The 25,078-nt window shown below is 53.1% G+C and carries 19 protein-coding genes and 2 pseudogenes; 8 read left to right on the top strand and 13 right to left on the bottom strand.

The genetic code is table 11. The features are described 5' to 3' along the window. Nucleotides 1-89: 89 nt before the first annotated feature. From O1Q74_RS09250 to O1Q74_RS09235, 4 genes are all read left to right on the top strand, one after another. Nucleotides 90-2,402 carry an FdhF/YdeP family oxidoreductase gene (locus O1Q74_RS09250; protein WP_271878141.1) on the top strand — a complete coding sequence of 771 codons (2,313 nt, stop codon included), beginning with the start codon at nucleotides 90-92 and terminating at the stop codon, nucleotides 2,400-2,402. Between the two features lie 232 nt (nucleotides 2,403-2,634). After that, nucleotides 2,635-4,569: an exoribonuclease II gene (locus O1Q74_RS09245; protein WP_271878138.1), complete on the top strand. Its 1,935-nt coding sequence runs from the start codon at nucleotides 2,635-2,637 to the stop codon at nucleotides 4,567-4,569. 242 nt (nucleotides 4,570-4,811) lie between these two features. Continuing rightward, nucleotides 4,812-5,729 (top strand): aldo/keto reductase, encoded by a 918-nt coding sequence (locus O1Q74_RS09240; protein WP_271878135.1) that lies wholly within the window; start codon nucleotides 4,812-4,814, stop codon nucleotides 5,727-5,729. 236 nt (nucleotides 5,730-5,965) lie between these two features. Beyond that, complete coding sequence (locus O1Q74_RS09235) at nucleotides 5,966-8,029, top strand: carbon starvation CstA family protein (protein ID WP_271878131.1); 2,064 nt, start codon at nucleotides 5,966-5,968, stop codon at nucleotides 8,027-8,029. Between the two features lie 275 nt (nucleotides 8,030-8,304). Here the strand turns inward: O1Q74_RS09235 and araD are convergent, their stop codons facing one another. Further along, complete coding sequence (gene araD / locus O1Q74_RS09230) at nucleotides 8,305-9,000, bottom strand: L-ribulose-5-phosphate 4-epimerase (RefSeq protein WP_271878127.1); 696 nt, start codon at nucleotides 8,998-9,000, stop codon at nucleotides 8,305-8,307. A 332-nt stretch (nucleotides 9,001-9,332) separates the two neighbouring features. On the opposite strand from araD, the gene osmB reads away from it, so the two are divergent. Continuing rightward, entirely contained in the window at nucleotides 9,333-9,545 is a 213-nt protein-coding gene (gene osmB, locus O1Q74_RS09225) for an osmotically-inducible lipoprotein OsmB (RefSeq protein WP_039359270.1), read from the top strand. Nucleotides 9,546-9,608: 63 nt separating this feature from the next. On the opposite strand, the gene yciH is transcribed toward osmB, so the two are convergent. The 4 genes from yciH to O1Q74_RS09205 all read right to left on the bottom strand — a co-directional run bounded on the left by yciH (nucleotide 9,609) and on the right by O1Q74_RS09205 (nucleotide 12,356). After that, nucleotides 9,609-9,944, bottom strand: coding sequence for a stress response translation initiation inhibitor YciH (gene yciH / locus O1Q74_RS09220; protein ID WP_271878124.1), 336 nt, complete (start codon nucleotides 9,942-9,944; stop codon nucleotides 9,609-9,611). Beyond that, the gene (gene pyrF / locus O1Q74_RS09215; RefSeq protein WP_271878121.1) at nucleotides 9,941-10,684 is read right to left on the bottom strand and encodes an orotidine-5'-phosphate decarboxylase; all 744 of its coding nucleotides are present in this window, start codon (nucleotides 10,682-10,684) and stop codon (nucleotides 9,941-9,943) included. The genes yciH and pyrF overlap by 4 nt, the downstream gene beginning before the upstream one ends. A gap of 184 nt (nucleotides 10,685-10,868) precedes the next feature. Next, the gene (gene lapB, locus O1Q74_RS09210) at nucleotides 10,869-12,038 is read right to left on the bottom strand and encodes a lipopolysaccharide assembly protein LapB (RefSeq protein ID WP_271878118.1); all 1,170 of its coding nucleotides are present in this window, start codon (nucleotides 12,036-12,038) and stop codon (nucleotides 10,869-10,871) included. Nucleotides 12,039-12,050: 12 nt separating this feature from the next. Beyond that, entirely contained in the window at nucleotides 12,051-12,356 is a 306-nt protein-coding gene (locus tag O1Q74_RS09205) for a LapA family protein (protein WP_271878116.1), read from the bottom strand. A gap of 250 nt (nucleotides 12,357-12,606) precedes the next feature. On the opposite strand from O1Q74_RS09205, the pseudogene O1Q74_RS09200 reads away from it, so the two are divergent. Further along, nucleotides 12,607-12,778, top strand: a pseudogene (locus tag O1Q74_RS09200) (sugar-binding transcriptional regulator); the annotation flags it as partial. 226 nt (nucleotides 12,779-13,004) lie between these two features. On the opposite strand, the gene pgpB reads toward O1Q74_RS09200, so the two are convergent. Beyond that, the gene (pgpB, locus tag O1Q74_RS09195) at nucleotides 13,005-13,781 is read right to left on the bottom strand and encodes a phosphatidylglycerophosphatase B (RefSeq protein ID WP_271878114.1); all 777 of its coding nucleotides are present in this window, start codon (nucleotides 13,779-13,781) and stop codon (nucleotides 13,005-13,007) included. 256 nt (nucleotides 13,782-14,037) lie between these two features. Here pgpB and ribA point away from each other — a divergent pair, with 256 nt between their 5' ends. Then, nucleotides 14,038-14,631 carry a GTP cyclohydrolase II gene (gene ribA / locus O1Q74_RS09190; protein WP_271878112.1) on the top strand — a complete coding sequence of 198 codons (594 nt, stop codon included), beginning with the start codon at nucleotides 14,038-14,040 and terminating at the stop codon, nucleotides 14,629-14,631. A 71-nt stretch (nucleotides 14,632-14,702) separates the two neighbouring features. On the opposite strand, the pseudogene O1Q74_RS09185 reads toward ribA, so the two are convergent. Beyond that, a pseudogene (locus O1Q74_RS09185) lies at nucleotides 14,703-15,716 on the bottom strand (ABC transporter substrate-binding protein); the annotation flags it as partial. A 305-nt stretch (nucleotides 15,717-16,021) separates the two neighbouring features. After that, a complete protein-coding gene (acnA, locus tag O1Q74_RS09180) occupies nucleotides 16,022-18,694 on the bottom strand; it encodes an aconitate hydratase AcnA (RefSeq protein ID WP_271878109.1) in 2,673 nt (890 codons plus the stop codon). Nucleotides 18,695-19,288: 594 nt separating this feature from the next. On the opposite strand from acnA, the gene gstA reads away from it, so the two are divergent. Continuing rightward, entirely contained in the window at nucleotides 19,289-19,897 is a 609-nt protein-coding gene (gstA, locus tag O1Q74_RS09175) for a glutathione transferase GstA (protein WP_039525649.1), read from the top strand. 61 nt (nucleotides 19,898-19,958) lie between these two features. On the opposite strand, the gene pdxY is transcribed toward gstA, so the two are convergent. The 5 genes from pdxY to anmK all read right to left on the bottom strand — a co-directional run bounded on the left by pdxY (nucleotide 19,959) and on the right by anmK (nucleotide 24,732). After that, nucleotides 19,959-20,819, bottom strand: a complete 861-nt coding sequence (gene pdxY / locus O1Q74_RS09170; RefSeq protein WP_271878104.1) for a pyridoxal kinase PdxY — start codon at nucleotides 20,817-20,819, stop codon at nucleotides 19,959-19,961. Nucleotides 20,820-20,903: 84 nt separating this feature from the next. Beyond that, nucleotides 20,904-22,181, bottom strand: a complete 1,278-nt coding sequence (gene tyrS, locus O1Q74_RS09165) for a tyrosine--tRNA ligase (protein WP_271878101.1) — start codon at nucleotides 22,179-22,181, stop codon at nucleotides 20,904-20,906. Nucleotides 22,182-22,417: 236 nt separating this feature from the next. Then, on the bottom strand, nucleotides 22,418-23,098 hold the full coding sequence (pdxH, locus tag O1Q74_RS09160) for a pyridoxamine 5'-phosphate oxidase (RefSeq protein ID WP_271878858.1): 681 nt from the start codon (nucleotides 23,096-23,098) through the stop codon (nucleotides 22,418-22,420). 106 nt (nucleotides 23,099-23,204) lie between these two features. Then, complete coding sequence (locus O1Q74_RS09155) at nucleotides 23,205-23,522, bottom strand: MliC family protein (RefSeq protein ID WP_271878099.1); 318 nt, start codon at nucleotides 23,520-23,522, stop codon at nucleotides 23,205-23,207. Nucleotides 23,523-23,619: 97 nt separating this feature from the next. Beyond that, on the bottom strand, nucleotides 23,620-24,732 hold the full coding sequence (gene anmK / locus O1Q74_RS09150) for an anhydro-N-acetylmuramic acid kinase (RefSeq protein WP_271878096.1): 1,113 nt from the start codon (nucleotides 24,730-24,732) through the stop codon (nucleotides 23,620-23,622). Nucleotides 24,733-25,078: the final 346 nt, after the last annotated feature.

Below are 25,078 nucleotides of genomic sequence, written 5' to 3'. Positions count from 1 at the left end.
GGATCGCCGGCCGCACCTAAACTTCCCTCAAGAGCAAATATTTAAAATTTTGTTCACATAAAAAAAACATTATCACCTGCGGAACGTATATGAAATTCAAACCATCCATCAAGCCATACCGCAACGCGGCTGGCGGCTGGGGCTCGTTGGAAGCCACCACGCGTTTTGTGCTCGACAGCAAGCAAGCGCTGAAAAATATCCGAAACTTGTTGCGGGTCAATAAATCGAAAGGTTTTGACTGCCCCGGCTGCGCCTGGGGTGATGACAACAGCAGCACGTTCAGTTTCTGTGAAAACGGCGCGAAAGCGGTCAGTTGGGAAGCGACGCGCAAAGCAGTCGATCTGGATTTCTTCGCCGCCCACAGCGTCACGACACTACGCCAGCAAAGCGACTATTTCCTTGAATATCAGGGGCGCTTGACCCACCCGATGCGCTATGACCGCGCCAGTGACCGCTATGTTCCCATCGACTGGGACGCGGCGTTTTCGCTGATCGCTCACCATATCAATAGCATGGAACACCCCAATCAGGCGGAGCTTTATACGTCTGGCCGCGCCAGTAATGAAGCCTCTTATTTGTATCAGCTTTTTGGCCGCATGCTGGGCACCAACAATTTCCCTGACTGCTCGAATATGTGTCATGAGGCAAGCGGTATTGGTCTGAAGCAAAGTATCGGCGTGGGCAAAGGCACCATCCGGCTGGACGATTTCGAGCACGCTGACGCCATCTTCGTTTTTGGTCAGAATCCTGGCACCAACCACCCGCGGATGCTGCACAGCCTGCGTCATGCTGCCGATCGCGGCGCGCACATCGTCTCCTTTAATACGCTCCGCGAACGCGGTCTGGAACGTTTTGCCAATCCGCAGAATCCGCTGGAGCTGCTCACACCGCTGTCCGGCACTATTAGCGAAACGTACCTGCAACCTAATCTGGGCGGCGATATGGCTGCCGTGCGCGGCATGGTAAAAGCGCTGCTGGAAACGCATCGCCAGCGCTTGTCCGACGGGGAAGCGGGGTTATTCGATCTGGCGTTCCTGTCCACGCACACCCAGCAGGTGGACGAGTATCTGGCCGTTGTTGACGCGACAAGCTGGCAGAAAATCGAACAACAGTCTGGCCTGCGCGAAGCACAACTGCGCTATGTCGCGGCGATTTATCAGCAGTCACCGCGGGTAATTTGCACCTGGGCGATGGGAATTACCCAGCATAAGCACTCCGTCGCCACCGTGCGGGAAATCGTGAATCTGCAACTGCTGTTCGGGCAGTTGGGGAAACCGGGTGCCGGGCTGTGCCCAGTGCGTGGACATAGTAACGTGCAGGGCAACCGCACCATGGGGATCGATGAGAAGCCGACTGCGGCATTTCTCGATCGTCTGGCGGCGCATTATGATTTCACACCGCCTTACGTCGCCGGCCACAACACCGTAGAAGCGCTGGAAGCCATGCTGCGTGATGAGATCAAAGTGCTTATCGCGCTGGGCGGTAACCTCGCGGCTGCCGCACCGGATTCGGCACGTACCGAAGAGGCACTCAGCCGCTGCGATCTGACCGTGCACATCAGTACCAAGCTCAACCGCAGCCACCTGATTACCGGCAAGATCGATGCGCTAATTCTGCCGACGCTCGGTCGTACCGATCTCGACATGCAAGCCAGCGGCCCGCAGTTTATTACCGTTGAAGACTCCTTCAGCATGGTGCATGCGTCACAAGGTGTCGGCCAGCCGCTTTCGCCGTTGCAGCGCTCGGAAACAGCCATTGTCGCCGGGATTGCCGATGCGGTTCTCGGTCATGAAACGCTCGACTGGCTGGCGCTGGCGGACGATTACTCACGCATCCGCGACCATATCGCCGCGACGATTCCCGGTTTTGCCGATTTCAATGCCAAGTGCGACCTGCCGGGCGGATTCTATCTCGGTAATGCTGCCGCCGAACTGCACTTCAATACCCTCAACGGGAAAGCGCAATTCAGCCATGCCACGCTGCCCGATACGCTGTTCCCACAGCTACAAGGCAGCGATGTGCCTTTTACGCTGCAAACCCTGCGTTCACACGACCAGTACAACACCACCATTTATGGACTGGACGATCGCTATCGCGGCGTGTATGGGCAACGAGAAGTGCTGTTCATGCACCCGGATGACATCAGCGCACTGGGGCTGGAAGATGGCGATCGAGTTGATATCGAAACGCTGTGGAATGATGGCATCAGCCGCGTCGTCAACGGATTCAAGCTGGTGAGCTACGCCATTCCACGCGGCAATCTGGCCGCCTATTACCCGGAAACCAATCCGCTGGTGCCGCTGTCCAGCTTCGGGGATGAAACGCACACGCCGACGTCTAAATCGGTGCCAGTTAGCGTTCGTCGTAGTATGCAAGCGGAGTCTCTGTTACGTATCGCCTAAGCATCTGTCCACTAGGCGCCGCATCAAAAGCTCCCTCTGTCGTGCCGTAAAATTGATAGCGTGCACGGCAGGGGGACGTGTTCAAGTCGGCCCTGACTTGACTCGAATTTATCCGCGCTTTGGCCGCCGCTCTGCGCCCACCTTCTCCCCGATTATTCTTGCCGCCAGCACCCGATTCGAGTAAAACTGTGAACCGCTAATTGAGCCATTCACAACCGTATTTCTGGACGCTATGTTTCAAGATAATCCGCTGCTTGCACAGCTAAAACAGCAACTTCACTCTCAGACACCGCGTGTTGAAGGTGTCGTCAAAGGCACTGATAAAGGATTTGGCTTTCTTGAAGCTGACGGACAAAAAAGCTATTTCATTCCCCCTCCGCACATGAAAAAAGTGATGCACGGTGACCGGATTACCGCCACCCTGCATACAGAAAAAGAGCGGGAAATTGTCGAGCCAGAAACGCTCATCGAACCTTTCCTGACCCGATTTGTTGGGCGCATTCATAAAAAAGACGATCGTTTATCCATTACGCCTGACCATCCGCTGCTGAAAGATGCCATCCCTTGCCGCGCCGCACGCGATGTGACGCACAATTTTCAGGAAGGCGATTGGGCAGTGGCAGAGATGCGCCGTCACCCGCTCAAGGGCGACCGTGGATTTCATGCAGAACTGACGCAGTACATCACCACGGGCGATGACCCGCTGGTGCCGTGGTGGGTGACATTGTCACGTCATAATCTGGAGCGTGCGGCGCCGGACGTTGAAGCAACGGAACGCCATGACGGCGAACTCGTCCGCGACGATCTGACCGCGCTGAGCTTTGTCACTATCGACAGCGCCAGCACCGAAGATATGGACGATGCGCTGTACGTACAGGACAACGGCGATGGTTCGCTGCAATTAACCGTTGCTATTGCCGATCCGACCGCCTATGTCGATGCAGGTAGCGAACTGGACAAAATTGCACGCCAGCGTGCCTTCACCAACTACCTGCCTGGCTTCAACATCCCGATGCTGCCGCGCCCGCTGTCCGATGATATCTGCTCCTTGCGCCCGAACGAGCGCCGCCCTGTCCTCGCCTGCCGCGTGACGATTGCCGCTGACGGTGCGTTAGGTGACGATATTCACTTCTTTGCCGCCTGGATTGAATCCAAAGCCAAGCTCGCGTATGACGATGTCTCTGACTGGCTGGAGGAGCAAGGTGAATGGCAGCCGCAAAACGATGCCATTGCTGAACAAATCCGTTTGCTGCACCGCCTCTGTCTGGCGCGTAGCGAATGGCGTACCACCCACGCGCTGGTGTTTAAAGATCGTCCCGATTACCGCTTCCTCCTGGGTGAAAAAGGCGACGTCCTGGATATCGTGGTTGAACACCGTCGCATTGCCAACCGTATCGTTGAAGAATCCATGATTGCCGCCAACGTCTGTGCGGCCATTGTGCTGCGCGATAAACTGGGCTTTGGCATCTATAACGTCCATAACGGCTTCGATCCGGCATCAATTGACCAGGCCGTTGCCGTACTGAACACTCACGGCATTCAGGCCGACGCGCAGGCGCTGTTGACGCTGGAAGGATTTTGTAAGCTGCGTCGCGAGTTGGATGCCCAGCCGACACAGTTCCTGGATAGCCGTATTCGCCGCTTCCAGTCTTTTGCGGAAGTCAGCACCACGCCGGGGCCGCACTTTGGTCTGGGGCTGGAAGCCTATGCCACCTGGACATCCCCGATCCGTAAATACGGCGATATGGTGAATCACCGCTTGCTGAAAGCCGTGATCACCGGACAGGCTGCGGAAAAACCGCAGGACGACGTTACGGTACAGTTGGCAGAACGCCGTCGCCTTAACCGTATGGCCGAGCGTGATGTCGGCGACTGGCTGTATGCTCGCTACCTCAGCGACAAAGCGGGTACCGATGTGCGCTTCAATGCAGAAATCATTGATGTCACACGCGGCGGTCTGCGTGTCCGCCTGCTGGATAACGGCGCGGTCGCCTTTATCCCGTCCTCCTTTATCCACGCCGTGCGCGATGAACTGGTATGCAGCCAGGAAATGGGCACGCTCGCCGTGAAAGGCGACGTCGTTTATCGCCAGGGGGATACGCTGGACGTCGTCATCGCGGAAGTACGTCTGGAAACCCGCAGCGTTGTGGCAAAGCCAGCCGCATAAGCGTCATACCGCCGATGCATCGCGGCGGGCAGCATCTCCGCGCGGGCGTTCATCGCGAACTGACCCGCGCATCATCATGCATTTATTCCGCAACATGATTTATCAATGACAGACTTTATTAACGAATTGTTTATCAATGGCTTGTTTATCAACGATTTGTTGATCAAAAAAATAGCAACGCCTGACCCGTTATGAAAGCAGTCAACGGCAGGCGTGCAACCCTACAAACAGGAGTGTTCCCGATGAAGAAAATGGCAATCGGTACATCCGCGATACAGGCTTCCAACATTGCGCTGGGCTGTATGCGAATGGCGAAGAAAAGCACGAATGAAGCGGCTGACATCCTCAATGCCTCCGTCGAGGCAGGCATCGATTTCTTCGATCACGCTGATATCTATGGCTCAGGTTTGTCGGAAGAGATTTTCGCCGCCGGTTTACAGAAGACCACCATCCGCCGGGAATCAATTTTTCTGCAATCCAAATGTGGCATTCGTCAGGGCTTTTTTGACTTCTCGAAGGCGCACATCATCGCGTCTGTCGAAGGTAGCCTGAAACGTTTAAAAACGGACTATCTTGATACGCTCCTGCTGCACCGTCCAGACACGCTGTTTGAACCCGATGAGGTTGCTGCCGCCTTTGATGAGCTGGAAAGCAGCGGAAAAGTGCGCCATTTCGGCGTCAGTAATCAGAACCCGTTGCAGATTGAGCTGCTGAAGAAATCCGTACGCCAGCCGCTTATCGCCAACCAATTGCAGTTCAGCATCATGCACACGGGCATGATTGATGCCGGGTTTAACGTGAATATGACGAATCCGGCATCGGTGAATCACGATGGCGCGATTCTGGAATACAGCCGTCTGAATACGATGACGATTCAGGCCTGGTCGCCCTTCCAGTACGGTTTTTTTGAGGGGGTTTTCCTCGATAACGAGAAATTCCCTAAGCTGAACGTGACGATTAATCACATCGCCGAGCAGCATCACGTGACCAATACCGCGATCGCCGCCGCGTGGATCTTGCGTCACCCTGCCGCGATGCAGGTGATCATCGGCACCATGAACCCGGAACGTATCCGTGACATCGCGGCAGCGTCTACCCTGTCGCTCAGCCGCGAAGAATGGTACGAGATTTACCGCGCCGCCGGAAATGTCTTACCGTAAACGCACTGGCCCTGCCATCCACTGAATTTCTCCAGGCAGGGCAACCTTATTTTACCACCGTATTTTCTAGCGAATTTGCATGTTACCCCTTGTTTAGGCTCCGATTTTCTTTACAAAAACTCACCTTCGCTCACATTTTCTCATCCATCCCCTTCTCTTCGCCATTAAACCCACTATTGTTAAATTGCATTAACACTCGCGCTAACCCCTTTCTGAATAACGAAGGAGCCGTTGTTATGAGTAACGTAAAGAGCATTGTGATCTGGCTGCTAGTCGGCCTGGCGGGCGCCTTTGCATTCGCCACACTGGCACTGAGCCGCGGTGAACACGTCAATGCCGTGTGGCTAGTTGTCGCGGCTGTATCGTGTTACAGCATTGCCTATCGATTTTACAGCCTGTTTATCGCCAAAAAAGTCTTTGAGCTCGACGATCGCCGCCTGACACCGGCGGAGCGTCATAACGACGGTCTGGATTACGTTCCCACCAATAAATGGGTACTGTTCGGCCACCACTTCGCTGCCATCGCCGGAGCCGGGCCGCTGGTCGGGCCAATCCTCGCCGCGCAGATGGGCTTCCTCCCCGGAACAATCTGGATTTTGGTCGGCGTTATGCTGGCAGGGGCCGTGCAGGATTTCCTGGTGCTATTTATCTCCACCCGCCGCGATGGTCGTTCTTTGGGCGAGATGGCGAAACAGGAACTCGGGGCGTTCGCGGGTATCATCACCATGCTCGGTGCGTTAGGCGTGATGATCATCATTCTCTCGGCGCTGGCGCTGGTCGTCGTTAAGGCGCTGGCGGAAAGTCCATGGGGCCTGTTCACCATCGCCGCCACTATCCCTATCGCGCTCTTTATGGGCGTTTACATGCGCTTTTTACGTCCGGGTAAAATCGCGGAAGTGTCTATCATCGGTTTTGTACTGATGATGCTGGCGATTGTGTATGGCGGTAACATCGCCGCACACCCTTACTGGGGGCCATTCTTCACGTTGAAAGGCACGTCGCTGACCTGGATTCTGGTGATTTACGGCTTTGTCGCCTCTGTGCTGCCCGTCTGGCTGCTGCTGGCACCGCGTGATTATCTCTCCACCTTCCTGAAGATCGGGGTCATTATCGGTCTGGCCTTCGGTATCGTGTTCGCGATGCCGGAAATGAAAATGCCGGCGGTTTCCCGCTTTATTGACGGCACCGGTCCGGTCTTCTCCGGTACGCTGTTCCCCTTCCTGTTTATTACCATCGCCTGTGGCGCGATTTCCGGCTTCCACGCTTTGGTTTCCAGCGGCACCACGCCGAAACTGGTTGAACGTGAAAGCCACATCCGCTTCATCGGCTATGGTGCAATGCTGATGGAATCTTTCGTCGCGATCATGGCGCTGATTTGTGCCTCGGTTATTGAACCGGGCATCTACTTCGCCATGAACTCACCTGCCGCGCTGATCGGAACCACGGTGGAGAGCGCCTCGCAAGCCATCAATAGCTGGGGATTTGTAATTACCCCGCAGGAATTGAGCGCGATTGCCAATGACGTGGGTGAAGCCTCCATTCTTTCCCGCGCCGGCGGGGCGCCAACCTTCGCGGTGGGCATGGCCTACATCATCACCGAGATCTTTAACAGCCGGGCGATGATGGCATTCTGGTATCACTTCGCGATTCTGTTTGAAGCCCTGTTCATTCTGACCGCGGTTGACGCCGGGACGCGCGCCTGTCGCTTCATGGTGCAGGATCTGGTCGGTATTGCGATTCCCAGACTGGCCAACAGCCACTCCTGGCTGGGGAACCTGGCCGGTACGACCGTCGCCGTTTCCGGATGGGGGTTCTTCGTGTATCAGGGTGTCATCGATCCACTGGGCGGGATCAATACGCTCTGGCCGCTGTTCGGTATCGGTAACCAGATGCTGGCCTCGATGGCGTTAATTCTCGGTACCGTGGTGCTGTTTAAGATGAAGAAACAGCGCTATGCGTGGGTGACTATTGTCCCTACCGTCTGGCTGTTTATTACGTCGATGACGGCGGGCTGGCAAAAAATCTTCCATGAAAAACCCAGCATCGGTTTTCTGGCACAGGCGAAACGCTTCGCGGCGGGTATTGAGCAAAACACGCTGATTGCACCGGCCAAATCGATTAAAGACATGGAAACCATCGTCTTTAGTAACCAAATCAATGCCGCGCTGTGCGGGTTCTTCATGCTGGTGGCGGTAACGATGCTGGTTTCCGCGTTCTTCGTCATTCGCCGGGCGCTGAACAGCGATGTGCCAACGGCAAAAGAGACGCCGATAGTATTACGAGACGGCGCTCAGCCTTAAATCGTCGTCACGTCTTCTTCACCCCCTCCTTCATGGATAATACTGTTCACTTAAGCGTGGATTTAGGGGGAAACACGGTGATGAGGTTCCCGCAGGGATGCCTCGCACCGTAGTAGCCCCCGGTATCTCGATTCTTAAACGATTGGCATTATCCTTCATGGAGGGATTTTTTATGGCGTGCCATTCAGCAACGAGGACAGCAGGCCAATCAATAACGATAGCGCCGCATTTGCGGCGCTATGTATTAAACAGAAAGTGAAAGGAACCGCAGCGGTTTATTGTCCGTAATACGCGTTCTTACCGTGCTTGCGTAAATAGTGTTTATCCAACAGCGTTTGCTGCATCTCACCCAACTGAGGCGTTAGCTGGCGCGAGAAAATCCCCATGTAGGCAAGTTCTTCCAGAACAACGGCGTTGTGTACTGCGTTGTCTGCATCTTTCCCCCACGCAAAGGGGCCGTGCGAATTAACCAATACGGCAGGAACATCTACCGGTGAAATGCCACGCTGGCAGAACGTTTCGACGATCACTTGCCCGGTTTCCCACTCGTAACGACCGTTGATTTCCTCATCCGTCATCAGACGCGTGCAGGGAATCGGGCCATAAAAGTAGTCTGCGTGCGTCGTTCCCCAGGCGGGGATATCTTTACCAGCCTGCGCCCAGATCGTGGCATGGCGAGAATGGGTATGCACAATACCGCCAATATCGGCAAACGCCAGATACAGTACACGGTGGGTATCGGTATCTGACGACGGCTTCTTCGTGCCCTCGACCACCTTGCCGCTTTCCAGCTCAACGACAACCATATCTTCCAGCGTCATGGCTGAATATTCCACGCCGGAAGGTTTGATCACCATCAGGCCATGCTGCCGATCCACCGCGCTGACATTTCCCCAGGTAAACGTCACCAGATTGTGCTGCGGCAAAGCTAAGTTGGCTTCCAACACCTGTTTTTTTAGCGTTTCTAACATGTCGGCCTCCCATCGGCGAGATGACACCATTTTCGCGGCCTGACGAGCGCGTCGCTATGGGCTAAATCGCTAAAGACCTAGCGGTGTTCTGCTATGGGAAACAGAAAGAGACACACCACAGAATTGCGCAAAAAACAGCCAAACTTATCAATTATTGCTATTGTTAACATAACGCAGGGGAATTAAGAGTTTTTACCTGTTGCAGTTTTTTCCGATGATTATACTTGTCATCACGCGGTAAAAGGCTCGGTTTCTTTATTTAATGCCGTAAAAACACATTTTTCGATATTTCCTCACAAGAAACGTGAGGCCAAGAGCAGAAGGGGAAAAAGATGAAATTAAACAAACGTTTTGCGACAGCCGCTCTGGCGATTACGCTTGCCGTTACGCTAGCAGGCTGCTCAAATATGTCTAAACGTGACCGTAACACCGCGATTGGTGCCGGTGCTGGTGCGGTAGGCGGCGCTATCTTAACAGATGGCGGTACATTAGGAACGCTGGGCGGTGCAGCCATCGGCGGGCTGATTGGCCGTCAGGTCGACTAACGAATTCATGAGCAGCGGGTTCACGGGAGTAAATCTGCTGCTCTTATCTATCTCTGGTATGCTTTAGCCACCAGCCAGCTTAACGTTCATGCCTTTCGCTTCCAGAAGCTGTTTTAGCAGTTCGCGTTTATCTCCCTGGATTTCGATCACGCCGTCTTTCACTGAACCGCCACAGCCGCATTTTTTCTTCAACTCAGCCGCCAGCTTATCCAGCTCTGCATCATCTAGGTCGAGACCATTGATCAGGCATACGCCCTTCCCTTTACGTCCGCTCGTCTGACGCTGGATACGCACGATGCCATCACCTTTTGGCCGAACGACCTTTTCTTCTTCCGGCTTAATACGCCCGGTTTCCGTGGAGTAAACCAGTTGGCTATTCTCGTCACGACGCATGCTCATGAAGCCGCCCCGTTTAACAGTGAAGTACGAATTTCATGCAGCGTCTGTGCGGGATCTGCCGATTGGGTGATCGGACGTCCAATTACCATGTAATCGACACCTGCCTGCTGTGCCTGAACCGGCGTCATGATGCGACGCTGGTCGCCAATGTCGCTGCCTGCCGGACGAATACCCGGTGTCACCAGCTTAAATGCTTGACCACATACCTGCTTCAACCGCTGTGCTTCATGCGCGGAACACACCACGCCATCCAGCCCGCTGTTATGGGTTAACACCGCTAGTCTTTCCGCCTGCTCCGCTGGACTGACGGTAACGCCCAGCCCGCGCAGATCGTCTTCGTCCATGCTGGTTAATACGGTCACGGCAATCAGCAGCGGGGCCTCTTTACCAAACGGCACCAGCGCCTCTTTTGCCGCCGCCATCATGCGCGAACCCCCGCTGGCGTGGACATTCACCATCCACACGCCAAGATCGGCCGCTGCCGCAACGGCGTGAGCGACGGTGTTCGGGATATCGTGGAATTTCAGATCGAGAAACACATCGAAGCCACGCTGTTGTAACGTCTGTACGAACTGTGGGCCGAATAAGGTAAACATCTCTTTACCTACCTTCAAACGGCAATCCTGCGGATCGATACGGTCAACAAACGACAGCGCCGCCTGCTGACTGGCATAGTCCAGCGCGACTACAATCGGGGATGATACCGTTTGATTCTTTTGCTGTAGATTCTCGTTTTTCATTCGTCACCCAGTCTCTTGCGAAGCCAAAATTCCCGCCGCATTCTACATGCCCCGTCCCTGAAATCCCAGCCGCCTGTAGACCAATGCCGTTAAAGAGGCTGGCTGTAACGGAAATCACACACAGTCATTAGTATGTTGTAACTAAAACACGTTAAAGAACATCCGTGAGATACCGAGTGAGACCTTACTGGCCGTCGAGCCCGCGGATCGGTTTCACGCTGGCCCAGGTACGGCAGGAAGGACATTGCCAATAGAGCGATTGTGACGTGAAGCCACATTTGCGACAACTGTAGCGGGGCTTGGTGCGAATCTGTTCGCCCACCATGTCGCGCAATCCCTGAAGATTTTCTTTTGTTCGTCCGTCTTCCGCTTCATGCAGGTGAAAATCCATCAGGCGATGGAACACACGCATCGTAGGGTGGCGTTGAAGCTGCCGATTAATATACGCCTGTGCAACCTCCGCTCCCTCTTCTCTTTCAAGAATGTCGGCCAACATCAATTCCGCCGTCGCACCGGTATTTTCCTCCACGCAGCGTCGGAGGAAAATAGACCATTCCAGAGGTTTATCTAAATGCTGATAGCACTCCTGTAGCATCGGCAACGTTTCACTAACCAGCTCTTTATCCTGATCGAGAACCTGTCGCAGCGATTCCACAGCACGTGAATAATCCTGCTGTGCCATGTAAATGCGCCCCATCATGATAGATGCGCGGGCGCACTGGTTGTCTGCCGCGGCGCCTTTTTTCAGGAGCGTTAACGCTTTATCCAGATCGTCACTGCCCATCGCCAACAGCGCTAGCTCGCAGTAAAAATGGGCGATATCGACACGGAGCTGATCTTTTCCCATTTTGACCAACTTCTCGGCAACCTCAATCGCCGTCTGCCAGTCGCTGGTCGCCTGGTAGATCTGTAATAGCTGTTGCAAGGCGCTACGCCGAAAATCTTCTTCATCCACGAGTTGGTTGAAGCTTTCTTCAGCACGGTCGAACAACCCGGCGGCCATGTAATCACGGCCCAACTGTTGCACCGCCAGCAGGCGTTGTTCAAAGGTTAAGGATGCGCTTTCGGTCAGCGACTGATGGATACGAATCGCACGATCGACTTCGCCGCGCGAGCGAAACAGGTTACCGAGCGTGAGGTGAGCTTCAAAGGTATTGCTGTCATCCTTGAGCATGTCGAGGAACAGCTCTACCGCCTTATCCTGCTGATTGGACAACAGGAAATTAACCCCTGTGACATACTCACGGGACAGGCGGTTGGACTCCTGCTCTTTGTCCTGCTGCGCACTTCTGCGCCCCATGTACCAACCGTACGCGGCGGCCACGGGCAGCAACAGAAACAGCAGTTCTAGCATAGAGAGAATTCCTTAGTGGGTGGCCGTCTGGACTGGCGCCACGTTCTCCTCGGTGGAGGTAGAAAGCTGTTGTTCCAGACGCTTGATTTTACGTTGTGCACGGCCAAGCGCAATGCGTTGACGCAGATAAAACAGACCACAGATAACCCAACCAAGGAGAAAGCCCAAGGCAAACAGCGTGGCAAGCAGTGTGGAGATGCGATAATCTCCCTGTGCCAGCAGGTAGTTAAATGTCACAACCTGATCGTTGTGCGCACCCAGTGTGACAGAAATGATGAATATCGCCAGCACGAGTAAAAAAATCAGCAAATATTTCACATTGTCCTTCCTGTGATATCCATTAACCGGATGAATTATGCCAAATTTTGGCGACAAACCCCACTAAATTTCCCTGTCCGGCTCGGACAGGGAAATCATGGAATCAGCTCGATTTTTTGTCGCCGCACTTATCACCACACATCTCTCTGTACTAAACTAAAAACAAGTCCCCGCTCCACGGCCGTCTGTGCCTGTTATTTATTCTGTGCTGAATAAAAATGGCAGTAACATGCCAGTAAGGGGAAAAATCATATCAACGCAGGACGAACAGCGATTATTGGTCAAGATCGCTACGCTCTATTATAGCGGAGGGATGAAACAAGCTGATTGCCGCCTCACTTCATTTGTCACAGTGTTTTGTGTCACGCGCCATCACGAGCGGTGTTAAAGAACGTGTGGTCGAAATCAGCGTAATTCAACCCTGTCCCGCGGATACCAGAAAAACCGACAACGTTCATGCGGGATAAATCTAATCTGGGGTAAGGCGTTTAGCTCCTAAGGCAATCGACTGGAACGCATCAACCTTGCTTACCTTGGTGCAGGGCGAGAACGTTTGAAACGGTCTTTTCATCACGCTCTGAGTCCCTTCGTTTTTGGTTCTACAACCATCAAGGCGCGAGTTACTGGAAATAACTCGCGATAAAAAGGCTACGAGGATTTATTTTCGGCGGCATCCTCCTCCGCCTGTTCTTTGATCTCTTCATACTGGAGCGATAGCGGGCCACACCATCGCTGTGCCAGCCAACTGGCGGCCACCACCAGCAGCCAGCTAATTAGCGTCGCTACCACCAGATCCTGCGGCCAGTGCATGCCAAGCACCAGACGGCTACCCATAACGCTGCTGGCCCAAAGCATCAGGATCGCCACGGTTTTATAATGCCGACGCGCCCACAGCAACCCAACGCCCAGCAGTGCCCAGGTCGCAGCAAACATGGTATGCCCGGACGGGAAAGCAAAACCGGTTTCAAACTGCCAGTGGCTACGCAACCACTGTGGAATCTGCGCCTGATCCTCTAACTGCATTTTCACCAGTTCGGAACGTTCTTTACGCGGCAGCGAATAAAAATAACTGTCATCCACCTGATGATTCTTCTCCAGCCAGACGACATAAGGCCGAGATTCCTGCACCCATTCTTTAATCACCGACTTGATGCCCTGACCAATCAGCACTGTAATCGCCATGATGACCAGCAGGCCGAGCGCAGGTTTCAGACGAAAACGCAAGCACCAGAGAAACCAGATGCTTAGCACGATGCTGGTCAGAATCCCCCACGGCGACGTCACCGTTTCTGTAATCCAGAAGAGTACGCGTAACCAGAGACCGTCATACTCAGGCTGCCACTGCCAACCGCTCATCCAGATAGTCATTGGCATAATCAATAATAGTGCGGCACCAATGGTGGTTCGTTTGGCAATTTCGTACATAATTTCTTCCCATAATTCAGTATGATACTTGCAACAAAATTTTCACAATTCTATCAGAAAATCCGGCGCGAACTGTCAGTATGGCGTAAAATAGCGCTCAGTTCTGTCAACGAATCTGAAACCAGATGGCTGTCTGGTCATGTTCTACTTCAATTTTTGTGACGTTCTTAGACAGGCTTTTTTGCTGGTCAAGCGCGATGGGTCGCAGTAGGATTCGCCTCAGCAGTTTTTTTAGATACAGCTTTTGGAGAAGAGTATGCAGCTAAAACGGGTGGCAGAAGCCAAATTACCCACCCCGTGGGGCGATTTTCTGATGGTGGGTTTTGAAGAGGTCGCCACGGGTCACGATCACCTCGCTCTGGTTTATGGTGATATTTCCGGTTCAGTTCCCGTACTTGCCCGCGTGCATTCCGAGTGTCTGACAGGGGATGCGTTATTTAGCTTGCGCTGTGACTGTGGTTTCCAGCTTGAATCTGCACTGGGCCACATCGCCGAAGAAGGACGCGGCGTGCTGTTATACCATCGTCAGGAAGGTCGTAATATCGGGCTGCTCAATAAAATCCGCGCCTATGCGTTGCAGGATCTGGGTGCCGACACGGTGGAAGCGAATCATCAGCTTGGGTTCGCCGCCGATGAGCGCGATTTCACGCTGTGCGCTGATATGTTCAAACTGCTGGGTGTTGATGAGGTTCGTCTGCTGACCAATAATCCGCAGAAAGTGAAAATACTCAACGAAGCAGGCATCAATATCGTCGAACGTGTGCCATTAATCGTCGGGCGCAATCCGAAGAATGAAAACTATCTGGCAACCAAGGCTGCCAAAATGGGACACATGTTGGATGTAAAATAGCGATCCCGTCTCGCGTCAGAATCGTTTCTGCCAATGACTACAGCCGGTTTTTACCGGCTGTAGTATTTAGATCAATGTTTGAGGATGTACATATCTTGCGTGTAATAATCGCCGCGCACATTGGGCGAAAAACCACCAATGTATGTTTTCACCATCTGAGGTTGAACGTAATAATAGATAGGCAATAATGGAATATTTTTATCTAAAATATCCGAAGCCTGTTGATAAATAGCCTCTTTATCCAGCTTATCCTTGACCGTCAGCGCTTTTTTCAACAACGCATCATATTCCGTATTACTGAATTTACCGTTGTTGTTGCTGTCGTTAGTTTCCAGCGTATTCAGGAACGTACTGGCCTCATTGTAATCCCCCGTCCAGGATTGTCTGACCACTTCAAAATTCCCTGTACGTACGGTATCCAGCATGGTTTTCCATTCCTGGTTTTGCAACGTCACTTCTGATCCAAGATTCTTCTTCCACATTGAACTCGCGGCGATCGCCACACGCAAATGCGATTCAGAGGTGTTGTAAAGCAGGTTGAATTTCAGCGGATGTTTTTCATCAAATCCAGCCTCTTTCAACAGTTTTTTCGCTTCCTCGTTGCGCTGCTGCTGTGTCCAACTTGTCCATTCAGGATCCTTACGCTGGAACCCCCCGATATTTTTAGGAATCAAACTGTAAGCTGGCGTCTGCCCCATACCCAACACATTATTTGCGATGATATCTTTATCTAAGCTGAGATCCAGAGCGCGACGAACACGGGGATCGTCAAAAGGTGCCGTTTTCGTATTGAAGCGATAGAAGTAGGTACCGATCTGCGGTGCCACCTTCACTTCCTGCGGGTATTCTTTTTTCAATGATGCAAACTGAATCGGTGATAAAAGCCCCGTAATGTCAATCTCGCCGGATTTATAGCGGTTTAACTCAGCTGCCTGCGAACTGATCGGCAGGTACGTCACTTTGTTAATCACGGTATGCGCGTTATCCCAATACTGGCTATTACGCTTGCCGACAATACGTTCGTTAACGACCCACTCGCTCAGCGTGTAGGGTCCGCTGCTGACAAAATTACCGACCTGTGCGATGTCATCGCCCCTGCGGTACACAGCGTGAGAAGCAGCAACGAGTGTGTGAAACGTTTTTTGATCAATTGATTCATATAACCTCCTGTTATATCCCCGTCATTCTTCAAGCGGAATTTACGCAGATCCGGGGCATGGACGGGCAATAATTTTTACTTATTCCCCATGTAGTTAGCGTCACTACCACCTAACCACAATTCACCTGAGGATTCGAGTATTTAATGTGGGAAAACGTGCGCTGGTGCGTTAGGGCTCCTATCTCCTTCCACCGAAAGCAGATTTCCTGCCCTCGGTGGTCGGATATAAAATTACAGCATATTGCGGATAACGTAGTGCAGGATACCGTCGTTCTGGTAGTAGGTCAGTTCGTTGCGGGTGTCGATGCGACAGCGGGTGCTGATTGTCTGCGTGTTACCGCTGGCATCAGTGATGTTGACCTCAACCGTCACCCCCGGCGTCAGTTGATTTAATCCCGAAATGGAAATCTGCTCGTCCCCAGTGAGCTTCAACGTCTTACGCGTCACGCCTTCGGGAAACTCCAGCGGCAGAATCCCCATCCCAATCAGGTTAGAACGGTGAATACGTTCGAACGATTCGGCAATCACCACGCGAACCCCCAGTAAACGCGGACCTTTCGCGGCCCAGTCGCGGCTGGAACCCGAACCGTACTCTTTCCCGGCAAACAGCGCCAGCGGGACATTTTCGCCCTTGTAACGCATCGCCGCGTCATAAATCGTCATCTCATTCTGCGACGGGATATGGCGGGTATAGCCGCCCTCTTTACCTGGCACCATTTCATTACGGATACGAATGTTGGCAAACGTCCCGCGCATCATCACTTCGTGGTTACCACGCCGTGAACCGTAAGAGTTAAATTCCGCGGTTTCGACGTCGCGCTCCAGCAAATATTTCCCTGCCGGGCTATCGCGCTTGATGTTGCCTGCTGGTGAGATATGGTCCGTTGTCACTGAATCGCCCAACATCGCCAGAATGCGCGCATTGTGGATATCCTGAACTGGCTCGGGCTCTTTCCCCATATCCAGGAAGAAAGGCGTCTGGCGAATATAGGTCGATTCTTCCGGCCATTGATAGGTGGGATTGTTGTCGACCTCGATATCTTGCCACTCTTGCGTACCCTCAAACACAGCGGCATACTGTTTGTGGAACATGCCCGCGCTGACGTTCAATACTGCATCCGCCACCGCGTTAGTCGACGGCCAGATATCTTTCAGATAGACGGCTTTCCCGTCACGATCTTCACCCAGCGGTTCTTGCGTCAGATCGACGTTCATATTCCCCGCCAGCGCATACGCGACCACCAGCGGTGGTGACGCCAGCCAGTTCGTCTTCACCAGCGGATGAATACGACCTTCAAAGTTGCGGTTGCCTGACAGCACTGCGCCGACAGTCAGATCGCCTTCTTTTATCGCCGCTTCAATCGCATCCGGCAGCGGGCCGGAGTTACCGATACAGGTGGTACAGCCGTAGCCCACCAGATTGAACCCCAGTTCGTCGAGGAACGGCGTCAACCCCGCTTTAGCATAGTAATCCGTTACAACTCGCGAGCCCGGAGCCAGCGAGGTCTTAACCCACGGCTTGGTTTTCAGACCGCGCTCTACGGCATTTTTTGCCAGTAGTCCGGCCGTCATCAGCACGCTCGGGTTAGAGGTATTGGTGCAGGAAGTAATCGCTGCAATCACGACGGCCCCCTGCTGTAAACGGTGCGTTTCGCCTTCCAACGTGAACTCTTCATAGTCAGAACGATTCTTCGCCGTGCTGACGTCCAGCTCCCGACTGGCTTTGAAAGCTTCCGGCACGCCCGCTAACGGCACACGATCCTGCGGGCGCTTCGGCCCTGCCAGACTGGTTTCCACCGCCGCCAAATCCAGCGCGAGCTGGCTGGTAAATACCGGTTCATCCCCGGGATTGCGCCACAGCCCTTGCTGCTTACTGTAAGCCTCCACCAGCGCAATCTGTTCTTCCGCACGGTTGGTCAAACGCATGTAATCCAGCGTGATTTGGTCGATAGGGAAGAAGCCACAGGTCGCACCATACTCCGGTGCCATGTTGGCGATGGTCGCGCGATCCGCCAACGGCAGCGAATCCAATCCATCACCGTAAAATTCCACAAACTTACCGACCACGCCGTGTTTACGCAGCATCTGCGTGACCGTCAGTACCAGATCGGTTGCCGTGATCCCTTCCCGCATCTTGCCGCTTAGCTTGACGCCGACCACATCAGGGATCAGCATCGAAACAGGCTGCCCCAGCATCGCTGCCTCTGCCTCTATCCCGCCGACGCCCCAGCCGAGCACGCCTAAACCGTTAATCATCGTGGTATGCGAATCGGTTCCTACCAGCGTATCAGGATAAGCAAACTGCTTGTCGCCCTGCTTTTCGTACCAGATGGCCTTGGCGAGATACTCCAGATTCACCTGATGGCAAATCCCGGTTCCCGGCGGCACGACGCTAAAGTAGCTAAAGGCATTTTGTCCCCAGCGCAAAAACTCATAACGCTCACGGTTACGCGCCATTTCGAGCTGCGTGTTATCCGTGAGCGCCTGACGATCGCCGAAGTGGTCCACCGTCACCGAGTGGTCGATAACCAGATCGACCGGCGACAGCGGGTTCACCTTATTCACATCGCCGCCCAGCCGTTTCACCGCCGCTCGCATTGCCGCCAGATCGACCACGGCAGGCACGCCGGTAAAATCCTGCATTAATACACGTGCGGGACGATAGGCAATTTCCCGGTCAACGTGGCCTGTCTTCAGCCAGTCCACGACCGCCTGAAAGTCGGCCTGCTCTACCGTATCGCCGTCCTGATGACGCAACAAATTCTCCAACAGCACTTTGAGCGACTTCGGTAACTTATCGATGTTCCCAAGCGTTTTCGCCGCCTTCGGCAGGCTGTAGTAATGGTAAATCTGCTTCTGTACCGTCAGTGTGTCCAGACAAGTGTCGCGAAGGTGTGATGGCATGCTTCCTCCCAAATTAACTTGCTATACCCGTCATACTTCAAGTTGCATGTGCGTTGGCTGCGTTCCAATACTCGGCCCATCGTGGGCCTCGCCCTGGCGGGCCAACGCTTTGCGTTGTTCAAACGTTGACGTTTGTCCTGAAACTCGAATTATTTAGGGCATACTCATTATTCTGCATCGGGCGATTAATCAATAACCAGCCTGAGCCTGCGGTCTTATTTAAAGATAACACAAACAAAAAATAACGTTTTTGCAACAATACGATATAAACGCAGCGATAGTCGTTAGCGATTGAAAAGAGGAAAGAGGAAAGAGGAAAGAGGAAATAAAAATCAATAAAGGAATGGCTGAGTGTGACAATGTCACATTCTGGCACCGGATAGCCGCTGCCCCTTTTTCCCCGGAATGACGTATGAAAATTTGACGTTGCCCGTCAAACTCACCTGAGTTTCGGACAAAAATCAGACATAAGGGGTATTTTGCAAGAAGCCTCACACTCTCCCGTTACATTTTGTTGTAAAAAAACGACATGTAGCTATTCAACAATCATCAGCGCATGTGTTGATGGAAAAATAATAATAGGAAGGGGTTTCCATGAAACTGTTTTATAAAGCTGAAAGCAGTTCTCTATTTACACACATCGTTTTGATCGAATCCAAACTGGAATTCAAGCTGGAGAAAGTCAACCTGCGCACGAAAAAGACAGAGCGTGGAACCGACTATACGTTCATCAACCCGAAAGGAATGGTGCCAGCGCTAGAACTGGATGATGGTTCTATCCTGACTGAAGGTGTCGCGATCGCCGAGTACATTGCCGACCTGGTTCCACATTGTAACCTTATCGCCCCTACCGGCAGCATGGCTCGCTACCATACCCTCGAATGGCTGAATTACATTTCTGCAGAGCTCCACAAAACGTTTACGCCGCTCTTCCGTCCTGGCACACCGGAAACCTATAAAGAGCTGCTGATGGAATATTTGCAGGTCAAATTCCGTTATATCAATCTGGTGTTAAGTGAACAAAACTATCTGGTCGCTAACCGTTTTAGTATCGCCGATGCGTATCTGTTTACCGTGATGCGCTGGGCACAGTCGCTAAAACTGGATATGTTCCGCTACCCTGCGCTGGCGGCTTACCTCGACCATATTGCCGAACGCCCTTCGGTCGTGACCGCGCTTAAGGTTGAAAGGTTGAAAGGTTGAAAGGTTGAAAGGTTGAAAAATAGCATGCAATAACGCCCCGACACACGGGGCGTTATACATTTTACGACAGGCGAATCGCCTGGAAATGATGACGCGGATTAGCAATCCCATCCTGAGCAGCGACCAGTTGCAGCTCATATTCATTCATCTCTTTCGTCACCAGCATGACTTCATAGACAGCCGCCGTGGTGTGCTCCAGCGCTTTATCCAACGCCACGCCCTTCAGCAAGTTAACCAGTAGCAAGCCACTGGTTAAATCGCCCACGCCGACAGGCTGACGTTCAAATTCCACCAACGGACGGCTGATATGCCAGGCATCCGTCGGCGTGACCAGCAGCATTTCGAAGCTGTCTTCACGCGCAGCCGCTCGGCTAAGGTGTTTGACCAGAACAATTTTTGGCCCTTTTTCACACAGCGCGCGCGCGGTTTCCACGGCCTCCGCCACGTTATGTACAGTGCGGCCACCGAGCAGTTCCAGTTCAGGCAGATTCGGCGCAATAATATCGGCCGCAAGCAGCGACTGCTGACAGTGAAACCCAGATACGCCGGGCGCGACGATGCAGCCTTTCTCTGGCGTCCCCATCACCGGATCGCAGAAATATAGCGCATCAGGATTGGCGGCTTTTACCTGACGGACAATCCCCAGGATATGTTCCCCTTGTTCCGCCGAACCGATATAACCACTCAGCACGGCATTACAGGTTTTCAGCTTGTCTATATTCGCAATCCCCTGCACCACTTCGGTCAGGTGACTCGCAGGCATTACACACCCCGTCCAGTGGCCGTATTGGGTATGGTTCGAGAATTGCACCGTATTCAACGGCCAAACGTTTGCGCCCATACGGCGCATTGGAAACTCTGCCGCGCTGTTACCAGCATGACCAAAAACGACATGGGATTGGATGGAAAGTATATTTTTCATTAGATACAACTCAAATCCTTGCCAGCGCCTGCGCGCCTCAACTTACAAGAAGAAAGGGAGCTAACGCTCCCTTATTGGTAATGCTTATGCTTTCCAGCAGATCAAGCAGTAGTGCTTTTTACCACGACGCAGCAAAGTGTAACGATCAAACAGACGATCGGAAGCATTAAAGGTGTATTCAGGATCGGCCTGTTTTTCGCCATTAATCGTTACCGCATTCGAGGAGATCATCGTACGGGCCTGACCGCGGGACGGTACCAACTCGGCACTCACCAACGCCTGTTGCAAATCAGCGCCGTTTTCCAGTTCGATAATCGGCATACCATCCTGAGCCAGTTGGGCAAAATCGTCCTGCGTCATATCCTGCAATGCGCCAGAGAACAGGCTTTGTGTAATACGACGAGCCGCTTCCAGACCCGCTTCGCCATGCACCATACGGGTCACTTCTTCCGCCAACACGTACTGCGCGCGCGGAGCCTTACCGCTATTTTTATCTTCTTCTTCCAGCGCATCGATGTCTTCAAGACTCATGAACGTGAAGAATTTCAGGAAGCGGTACACATCGGCATCCGCCGTGTTGATCCAGAACTGGTAGAATTTGTAAGGGCTGGTCTTGCTGGCATCAAGCCAGATCGCGCCGCCTTCCGTTTTACCGAATTTCGTCCCATCAGATTTGGTGATCAGCGGCACAGTCAAACCGTAAACCTGTTTTTGGTTCATACGGCGCGTCAAATCAATACCGGAGGTGATGTTGCCCCACTGGTCAGAACCACCGATTTGCAGTTCAACGTCATGCTGTTTGTTCAGCGAGGCAAAGTCATAGCCCTGCAGCAGGTTGTAAGAAAACTCGGTGAAAGAAATACCAACGTCATCACGGTTTAAGCGCTGTTTAACGGCTTCTTTGTTAATCATCTGATTAACGGAGAAATGTTTGCCGATATCACGCAGGAAATCCAGCACGTTCATACTGCCGAACCAATCGTAGTTATTGGCCGCAATGGCGCTGTTTTTGCCGCAGTCGAAATCCAGGAATGGAGACACCTGACGACGGATTTTCTCTACCCATTCCCCTACGGTGTCAGCCGTGTTCAGCTTGCGCTCTGTGGCTTTAAAGCTGGGGTCACCGATCAGCCCCGTGGCGCCGCCTACCAGTGCCACCGGTTTGTGCCCGGCCAACTGAAAGCGTTTCAGGCAGAGCAGCGGCACCAGATGCCCCAAATGCAAGCTGTCAGCGGTGGGATCGAAGCCGCAATACAGTGCAATTGGCCCTTGCGCCAGCCGCTCTGCTAACGCACCCTCATCCGTCACCTGGGCAATCAAGCCCCGCTCTTGCAATTGTTTAATCAGGTTACTACTCGCCATCGATAACTCCATTTTTATAAAAAACAGGCCGTTACGTTCCCTTTTTGGGATACGCACAACGCCGTGAGAAATGCGCAGCATACCTGCCTGCTGCCGCATGATGATTTCGCTGTCGCATTACCTTACGCAACACGCTATAAGCGCCCTATTGCTGCGCAATGTCTAGTCAACGCGAAACTTCATAGAATAAAGTGCTGATGATAGGAGCGCCAGCGTTTAACACGGATATTTCTCGATTAAGGCGCTAAACGATCAATCTGCCAGCCTTCTCCCTGTCGCTGATAGAAAAATCGATCGTGCAAGCGGTGCTCACCGCCCTGCCAAAACTCCACAGAATCGATCACGACGCGGAAGCCCCCCCAGAAGCTCGGTAAAGGCACCTCGCCATTCTGGAATTTTTGCTTCAATTCCAAAAATTTGCTTTCCAGCACGCCGCGCGCTGAAATCCGGCTGGACTGCTTAGATACCCACGCGCCAATCTGGCTGTCTTTCGGGCGGCTGTGGAAATATTTCAGCACGTCAAGCGTGGGGAGTTTCTCCACCCGCCCCAGCACCATCACCTGTCGCTCCAGGATATGCCAAGGGAACAACAGGCTAATGCGTGGATTGTTTTCCAGATGATGAGCTTTGCGGCTGCCCATATTGGTATAAAACACCATGCCTTTCTCATCATAGTGTTTCAGCAGAACGATACGCTGATAAGGCTGCCCATGCTCATCCACGGTCGCGACGGACATTGCGGTAGGATCGGCCAGCTTCGCGTCGCAGGCCTGCTTCAGCCAGCGTTCGAATAAATCCAGCGGGTTAGCGGGAAGATCGCTACGGCGAAGCCCGCCACGCGTGTATTCACGGCGGATGTCGGCGATATCGGCGGGTTGAAGAGGAGTACTATCAGAGCGGAAACGTTCCTGAGTCATAATGTCCTGCTGTCGCAATGTCGGGCCAGAAGCGGGCGAAAATCCCATTTTGCTCCCGTACCCGAAAAATCGCAATCAGCAGTCGCACCGCGAACGGGCGATACAGTTACAGCGGTGCCAACACGCAGTCGTCTACGATAACCCGTTCACCACGTTGGATAAATGCGCGATCGCCTTTGCTCCAGAATGTGTAGGTGTCATTGCTGTATCGAACGCCAGAAGCGGATACCACCTGAGGGAGAGTCAGACGTTCGCCGTCCAACAGGAAACTCACCTGCGAAGGCGCTTCGCCGCCCTGCTGTAGCGTCACCGTCAGCGGCATCGTGCCGCATTGATAATGCAGCGTTTCCACCGTTTGTTTATGGCCAAAATAGCTGCATCCGCTCAGCAGAATCAGCGCTGTCCCCGTCAGCAATCGTTTCATTCTTTTCTCCTGTCATTCTTGTCAATGGCGGCAACTGACGCTGCCGCTCTTTGAAGTTTAACAAGAGGATAAACCTGAACCTCTCGGCAAAATCTGATTAATCCGCGTTGGCCGGATAAATCGCGCCTAACACGGTTTCCTGACTTGCTCCCGTTACGGACGGCAGATTGCCCGGCAGTCCCGACAGCGTGCGTGATGCCAACCAGGCAAATGCCAACGCTTCCATATCATCACCGCTCACGCCACATTCATCCGTCGTGCTGACTTCAATGCCCGGCAGCAGCGCCGAGAGACGCGCCATGATGAGTGGATTACGCGCCCCACCGCCACAAACCAGTAAACGCTCGCATCCACCAACCAGCAGCACCTGTTCGGCGATGCTCATCGCGGTTAATTCAGCCAGCGTTGCCTGAACATCCTGCGGTGCCATCGGCGGCAGCCCAGCCAGCATTCTTTCCAACCAGCTCAGGTTGAAATACTCACGTCCGGTGCTTTTGGGCGCCCGTAACGCAAAATAAGGATCGGTCAACATCCGACGAAGCAATAGCGGGTTAGCCTGCCCGCTCATCGCCCACACAGCATCTTTATCGTACGGTTGTGCGCAGTGCCGCCATATCCAGGCATCCAGCAACATATTTCCAGGCCCCGTATCGTAACCGCGTACGGGCGCCCCCGGTACCAACAGCGACAGGTTGGCGATACCCCCAACATTGAGCACGATACGCCGTTCGACAGGATGTAACAGCAACGCATGATGGAACGATGGCACCAGCGGTGCGCCTTGCCCGCCATAAGCCACATCACGGCGGCGAAAATCCCCTACGGTCGTAATGCCCGTCAATGCGGCTATGCGATTATTATCGCCGATCTGCAACGTGCAGGGCGCGTCGCCTGTGGGCTCATGCCAGACCGTCTGCCCGTGGCAACCAATCGCCGTAATATCCTGAGCCCCCAATTCCGTCTCTTTAAGCAGCGCCAGTACAGCGTCGGCAAACAAGATACCCAGACGCGTATCCAACTTTCCCAGCGCCGACAGCGTTACCGCCTGCCCCTGGCACATCCCCAGGATGGCCATTTTGATGTCCTGCGGTATCGGGTGGCAGTAGCTGGCCTGCTGAGCAACCGTATGTTCGTCAATCGCGGCGAGCACAACATCCACACCATCCAGGCTGGTGCCGGACATTACGCCAATATATCTGCCTGATCTCATTATGTAGCCTTTGTCCTATGGGATAAAAAGAGAACACCGCTAATAACCGTTATGTCGAGAATAAAAGTAGCACGTTAACACGCTGAATTATTAAATTTTTTGCGTTTTTGCCACACGGACCAGGTTTTAACCAAATGAAGGTTTTTGATAATATTTGCTACAAAAAAAGCCACTTCTCGTGCTATTTACTCCTCTGTTTATACGCAATTTAAGCGCACTATTATATTCTGAAAAAAAGAGTAAAAAGAGTGGCATGCTACACTGAGCCAGACCATAATTTATTGGTATAACACTGCGTCGGCCGCGGCTGAGCCAGCCCGACATATTCGCTATTAAGGAGTTTGTA

The sequence above is a fragment of the Pectobacterium sp. A5351 genome (assembly GCF_028335745.1).
Classification (GTDB): Bacteria; Pseudomonadota; Gammaproteobacteria; order Enterobacterales; family Enterobacteriaceae; genus Pectobacterium.
Note: the sequence above shows the minus strand (reverse complement) of the source record. Positions and strands in the feature narration are given on the sequence as shown.

What these genes read in the sequence shown, in the direction of transcription:
- O1Q74_RS09250 (WP_271878141.1), top strand. Translation starts at nt 90, where the DNA reads ATGAAATTCAAACCATCCATCAAGCCATACCGCAACGCGGCTGGCGGC.
- acnA (WP_271878109.1), bottom strand. Translation starts at nt 18,694, where the DNA reads ATGCCATCACACCTTCGCGACACTTGTCTGGACACACTGACGGTACAG.
- yciH (WP_271878124.1), bottom strand. Translation starts at nt 9,944, where the DNA reads ATGAGCATGCGTCGTGACGAGAATAGCCAACTGGTTTACTCCACGGAA.
- O1Q74_RS09155 (WP_271878099.1), bottom strand. Translation starts at nt 23,522, where the DNA reads ATGAAACGATTGCTGACGGGGACAGCGCTGATTCTGCTGAGCGGATGC.
- osmB (WP_039359270.1), top strand. Translation starts at nt 9,333, where the DNA reads ATGAAATTAAACAAACGTTTTGCGACAGCCGCTCTGGCGATTACGCTT.
- pyrF (WP_271878121.1), bottom strand. Translation starts at nt 10,684, where the DNA reads ATGAAAAACGAGAATCTACAGCAAAAGAATCAAACGGTATCATCCCCG.
- pdxH (WP_271878858.1), bottom strand. Translation starts at nt 23,098, where the DNA reads ATGACTCAGGAACGTTTCCGCTCTGATAGTACTCCTCTTCAACCCGCC.
- ribA (WP_271878112.1), top strand. Translation starts at nt 14,038, where the DNA reads ATGCAGCTAAAACGGGTGGCAGAAGCCAAATTACCCACCCCGTGGGGC.
- pdxY (WP_271878104.1), bottom strand. Translation starts at nt 20,819, where the DNA reads ATGAAAAATATACTTTCCATCCAATCCCATGTCGTTTTTGGTCATGCT.
- gstA (WP_039525649.1), top strand. Translation starts at nt 19,289, where the DNA reads ATGAAACTGTTTTATAAAGCTGAAAGCAGTTCTCTATTTACACACATC.
- O1Q74_RS09245 (WP_271878138.1), top strand. Translation starts at nt 2,635, where the DNA reads ATGTTTCAAGATAATCCGCTGCTTGCACAGCTAAAACAGCAACTTCAC.
- araD (WP_271878127.1), bottom strand. Translation starts at nt 9,000, where the DNA reads ATGTTAGAAACGCTAAAAAAACAGGTGTTGGAAGCCAACTTAGCTTTG.
- anmK (WP_271878096.1), bottom strand. Translation starts at nt 24,732, where the DNA reads ATGAGATCAGGCAGATATATTGGCGTAATGTCCGGCACCAGCCTGGAT.
- lapB (WP_271878118.1), bottom strand. Translation starts at nt 12,038, where the DNA reads ATGCTAGAACTGCTGTTTCTGTTGCTGCCCGTGGCCGCCGCGTACGGT.
- O1Q74_RS09235 (WP_271878131.1), top strand. Translation starts at nt 5,966, where the DNA reads ATGAGTAACGTAAAGAGCATTGTGATCTGGCTGCTAGTCGGCCTGGCG.
- tyrS (WP_271878101.1), bottom strand. Translation starts at nt 22,181, where the DNA reads ATGGCGAGTAGTAACCTGATTAAACAATTGCAAGAGCGGGGCTTGATT.
- pgpB (WP_271878114.1), bottom strand. Translation starts at nt 13,781, where the DNA reads ATGTACGAAATTGCCAAACGAACCACCATTGGTGCCGCACTATTATTG.
- O1Q74_RS09240 (WP_271878135.1), top strand. Translation starts at nt 4,812, where the DNA reads ATGAAGAAAATGGCAATCGGTACATCCGCGATACAGGCTTCCAACATT.